The sequence below is a fragment of the Streptomyces sp. SM10 genome, from assembly GCF_002910915.1.
Taxonomy (GTDB): domain Bacteria; phylum Actinomycetota; class Actinomycetes; order Streptomycetales; family Streptomycetaceae; genus Streptomyces.
Genome location: NZ_NEUF01000061.1, coordinates 1 through 4,909 on the forward strand (window position 1 = coordinate 1; position 4,909 = coordinate 4,909).

1 protein-coding gene is annotated in these 4,909 nt (G+C 70.8%); it reads left to right on the forward strand.

Annotated elements, in window-relative coordinates; genetic code table 11:
* A partial coding sequence (locus B9S57_RS08035) for a type I polyketide synthase (RefSeq protein ID WP_146057728.1) occupies positions 1-4,909 on the forward strand: 4,909 nt, incomplete at both ends.

Genomic DNA, 4,909 nt, shown 5'->3' on the forward strand with positions numbered 1-4,909 from the left:
TGACCTTCCAGCGGCCCGAGATCGCGATCGTCTCGAACGTCACCGGCCGTGTCGTAGCAGACGACGAGGTTGGTTCGGCGGACTACTGGGTGCGCCATGTGCGTGAGGCGGTTCGTTTCGTCGACGGGATGCGCACCCTCCAGGACCAGGGCGTGTCCRYGTTCCTGGAGCTGGGCCCCGACGGGGTCCTGTCCGCGATGGGGCAGGACTGTGTCGAGGACTCGGTGTTCGCTCCGGTGCTGCGCAGGGACCGCGACGAAGCGACGACTCTCGTCACCGCGCTCGCGGAGCTTTACGTACGCGGATCGGTGGTCGACTGGGCGGCGTACTTCGCCGGCACCGGTGCCCGCCGGGTCGACCTGCCCACCTACGCCTTCCAGCACGAGCGATACTGGCTCTCCGCGCCCACTGCTCCCCTCGGAGACATGGCAGCAGCCGGTCTGGGCCGTTCCGACCATCCGCTGCTGGGCGCCGGCGTACGGCTGGCCGGGACCGACGGCTTCCTGTTCACCGGGCGACTGTCCGTCGATTCACACGCCTGGCTCGGGGACCACCTGGTGCTGGGTTCCGTCGTCGTCCCGAGTGCGGCCTTCGTGGAGTTGGCGCTCCACGCGGGCGAACGGTTCGGCACCGAGCTGCTGGAATCGATGACCGTACGCACCCCCCTCGTCCTGCCCGAGCACAACGCGGTCGGCGTTCAGTTGGTCGTCGCGGCGGACGACGGCACCGGACGGCGCAAGGTGGAGGTGTACGCGCGGCCCACGGCAGGCGGCCCGGAGACGGACTGGACACTGCACGCCGCAGGCGTACTGGCCCGTTCTCATGAACTCCCTTCCTCACCGCTGGCGTTCGCGGAATGGCCGCCGAAGGATGCCGCTCAGGTTCCCGTGCAGAGCGTGTACGACGACCTGGCCGACGCCGGTCACGACTACGGCCCCGTGTTCCGCGGGGTGCACGCGGTATGGCGCCGAGGCGATGAGCTGTTCGCAGAGGTCGCACTCGACGAGGAAACGGAGACTCAGGGATACGGCCTGCATCCCGCACTGTTGGCCGCAGCTTGCCAGCCGGCCGCCGGTGGCCTGCCGTCCTCGTGGTCGGGCGTGACACTGTCCGCGGTGGGCGCCAAGGCCCTGCGTGTGCTGATCAGGCCGGCGGAGCGGGGTGTCGCCGTATTCATGGCCGACGAGACCGGCGAGCCGGTAGCCGCCGCGCAGTCCGTGGTCATGACTCCGGTGACGCCCGAGCAGCTCCGGACCGACTCCGGCGAACAGGATTCGCTCTTCGTTCTCGACTGGACGCCGGTCAAGCTGCCGTCCAACGCCGCCGCGGGTACCTGGGCCGTCCTGGGGGAGCCGGGTGCGCTCGCCCCGCTCGACCTACCGGCCTACGCCCACCTCGCCGACCTCGACCACATACCCGATGTCGTCTTCTGCGTCCTGGATGTCGCCGACGGCGATCTGACCCCCCGTACGCACGCAACCAGCCACGCGGTTCTCGAGATCGTGCAGGAGTGGTTGAGCGACGTCCGGTTCGCGGACGCCGCCCTGGCCGTCGTGACCCGAGAGGCGGTCGCAGTCGGAGGCAGCGGACCCGATGACCTCGCCGGTGCCACCGCCTGGGGGCTCGTACGGTCTGCCCAGTCCGAGAACCCCGGTCGGCTGCTGCTCATCGACCTGGACGACCACGCCGACTCGTCCGGCGCCCTGGCGGCCACGCTGGCAGGCGGAGAGCCACAGGTCGCGATCCGTGAGGGCCGTGCCTTCGCGCCCCGGCTGGCCCGGTCGACGCGACGCCCGGAAACAGCGGAACCCAAGACGCACGGCACTGTTCTGGTCACCGGCGCGACAGGCGCGCTCGGTGCCCTGGTCGCACGGCACCTCGTGGCCCGGCACGGTGTCCGCAGCCTGGTGCTCACCAGCCGCCGCGGCCCGGAGGCACCGGGCGCCGCCGAACTCGCCGCCGAGCTGAGGGCGGCCGGCGCCGAGGTGGCAGTGGCCGCCTGTGACGCCGCCGACCGGCAACAGCTGGCCGCCGTCCTCGCGTCGATCCCCTCAGACCGCCCGTTGACGGGCGTGGTGCACGCGGCCGGCGTCGTCGACGACGGCGTCGTCTCCTCGCTGACCGCAGAGCGGCTGGACACCGTACTGCGCCCCAAGGTCGACGCGGCCGTACACCTCCACGAGCTCACCGAGCAGATGGACCTGTCGATGTTCGTCCTGTTCTCCTCGGTCGCCGGAATCTTCGGTTCCCTCGGCCAGGGCAACTACGCGGCGGCGAACGCCTTCCTCGACGCGCTCGCCCTGCACCGTGCGGGGCGCGGGCTCGCTGCCACCTCGCTCGCCTGGGGTCCGTGGGACCTCGCCGACGGCATGGTCGGACGACTGCACGACGGCGATACGAGCAGGATGGGCCGCTCCGGAGTGGTCCCGCTGACAGCCGACGAAGGGCTCGCGCTCCTCGACACGGCACTCGACGGCGGTCACACGACGCTCGTGCCTGTACACCTGGACCTCGTGGCCCTGCGCGCACAAGCTGCTGTCGGAGCCCTCGCAGGCGTGTTCCGCGGACTGGTCCGTACGAGCTCGCGCCGCAGGGCTGGATCCGTAGCCGGCTCGCTCAAGTTGTTGCAGAAGCTCGCCGGGCTCACCCGGGAGGAGCGCGAGGCCGCCCTGCTGGACGTCGTGCGCGCCCAGGTCGCAGGGGTCCTCGGCCACAGCGGCACCGAAACGGTGGGTGTCGACCGGCCGTTCAAGGAACTGGGCTTCGACTCCCTGACCGCAGTGGAACTGCGGAATCGGCTCGACGCGGTCACCGGCCTTCGGCTCCCCGCGACGCTGATATTCGACTACCCCACTCCCGGGGCCCTTTCCGACTTCGTACTCGGAGAGGTTCTGGGCACAGAGCCCGATGCCCCTGTCACCCTGCCCACCGCTCTGGCGGCGGACGACGACCCGATCGCGATCGTCGGTATGAGCTGCCGGTACGCCGGCGGGGTGGCGAGCGCCGACGACCTGTGGCAGCTGGTCGCCACGGGCGGGGACGGGATATCAGGCTTCCCCACCGACCGGGGATGGGACCTGGACCGTCTCTACGCGGTGGGCGGCGAGGACGGCGGGTCGACGACGCTGGAAGGCGGATTCCTCTACGACGTAGCGGAATTCGACCCTGCCTTCTTCGGGATCTCGCCCCGGGAGGCCGTGGCGATGGACCCGCAGCAGCGGCTGCTGCTCGAGATCTCCTGGGAGGCATTCGAGCACGCCGGAATCGATCCGGCCTCGGTGCGGGGCCACCACATCGGAGTCTTCGCAGGGACCGCCTCGTCCAGCTACGGCGTCGGAATGCGGCTGCCGGAGGGGACCGAAGGGCACCTCCTGACCGGCAACGCGACCAGTGTCATCTCCGGCCGGGTCTCCTACACCCTCGGCTTCGAGGGCCCCGCCGTCACGGTGGACACGGCGTGCTCGTCCTCGCTGGTCGCCCTGCACCTGGCGACGCAGGCCCTGCGCTCCGGCGAATGCTCCATGGCGCTCGCCGGCGGTGTGACGGTGCTGACGAACCCGGGGATCTTCGCGGAGTTCTCCCGCCAGCGCGGTCTGGCGGGCGACGGCCGCTGCAAGGCCTTCGCGGACGCGGCGGACGGCACGGGGTGGTCCGAGGGCGCCGGCATGGTGCTCGTGGAGCGGCTCTCCGACGCTCGGCGCCACGGGCACCGGGTGCTGGCGGTGGTGAGAGGGTCGGCGGTCAACCAGGACGGTGCGAGCAACGGCCTGACGGCGCCGAACGGCCCCTCCCAGCAGAGTGTGATCCGGCAGGCACTGGCGAATGCCGGGCTGTCCCCGGCGCGGGTCGACGCGGTGGAGGCGCATGGGACCGGCACCAAGCTGGGTGACCCGATAGAGGCGCAGGCGCTCCTCGCCACCTATGGGAGGGAGCGGACGGACGGCCGGCCGCTGCTGCTCGGGTCGGTCAAGTCGAACATCGGGCACTCGCAGTCCGCAGCGGGCGTGGCAGGCATCATCAAGATGGTGCAGGCCATCCGTCACGGTGTTCTGCCCCGGACCCTGCATGTGGACACTCCGTCCTCGCAGGTGGACTGGACAGCGGGGGCGGTCGCCCTCCTGACCGAGTCGACGGCCTGGCCGGAGACGGGCGAGGCCAGGCGCGCAGGAGTGTCGTCGTTCGGCATCAGCGGGACGAACGCGCACATCATCATCGAGCAGGCGCCGGATGACGACGTCGTAGTCGCCGTCGAGGCCGGGCCCCCTGCGGGCACCGTGCTGCCGTTCGTGCTCTCCGGGAAGTCGGAGGGTGCGCTGCGGGACCAGGCCGCGCGCCTGGGACAGGCGGTGGCGGACGCGCCTGAGCTCTCGGTGCCGGATCTCGCACACGCACTGGCCGTGAGCCGGTCGCGGTTCGAGCACCGTGCGGTGATCGTCGCTGCGGACTCGGATGAACTCCGTTCCGGCTTGGCTGTGTTGGCCGAGGGGCGTTCCGGGTCGGGTGTGGTGCGGGGTGTGGCTGAGGGTGCGGTTGCTCCGGTGTTCGTGTTTCCGGGGCAGGGTTCGCAGTGGGTGGGTATGGCTGCGGGTCTGATGGAGTCTTCGCCGGTGTTCGCGGGGCGGATCCGGGAGTGTGCGGTGGCGTTGGAGCCGTTCACGGACTGGTCGTTGTTGGGTGTGTTGCGTGGTGATGCGGGTGCTCCTGGGTTCGATCGGGTTGATGTGGTGCAGCCGGTGTTGTGGGCGGTGATGGTGTCGCTGGCTGAGGTGTGGCGGGCGGCTGGTGTGGTGCCTGCGGCGGTGGTGGGGCATTCGCAGGGTGAGATCGCTGCGGCGTGTGTGGCTGGTGGGCTGTCCCTGGAGGATGGTGCGCGGGTGGTGGCGTTGCGGAGCCGGGCGATCCTGGAGCT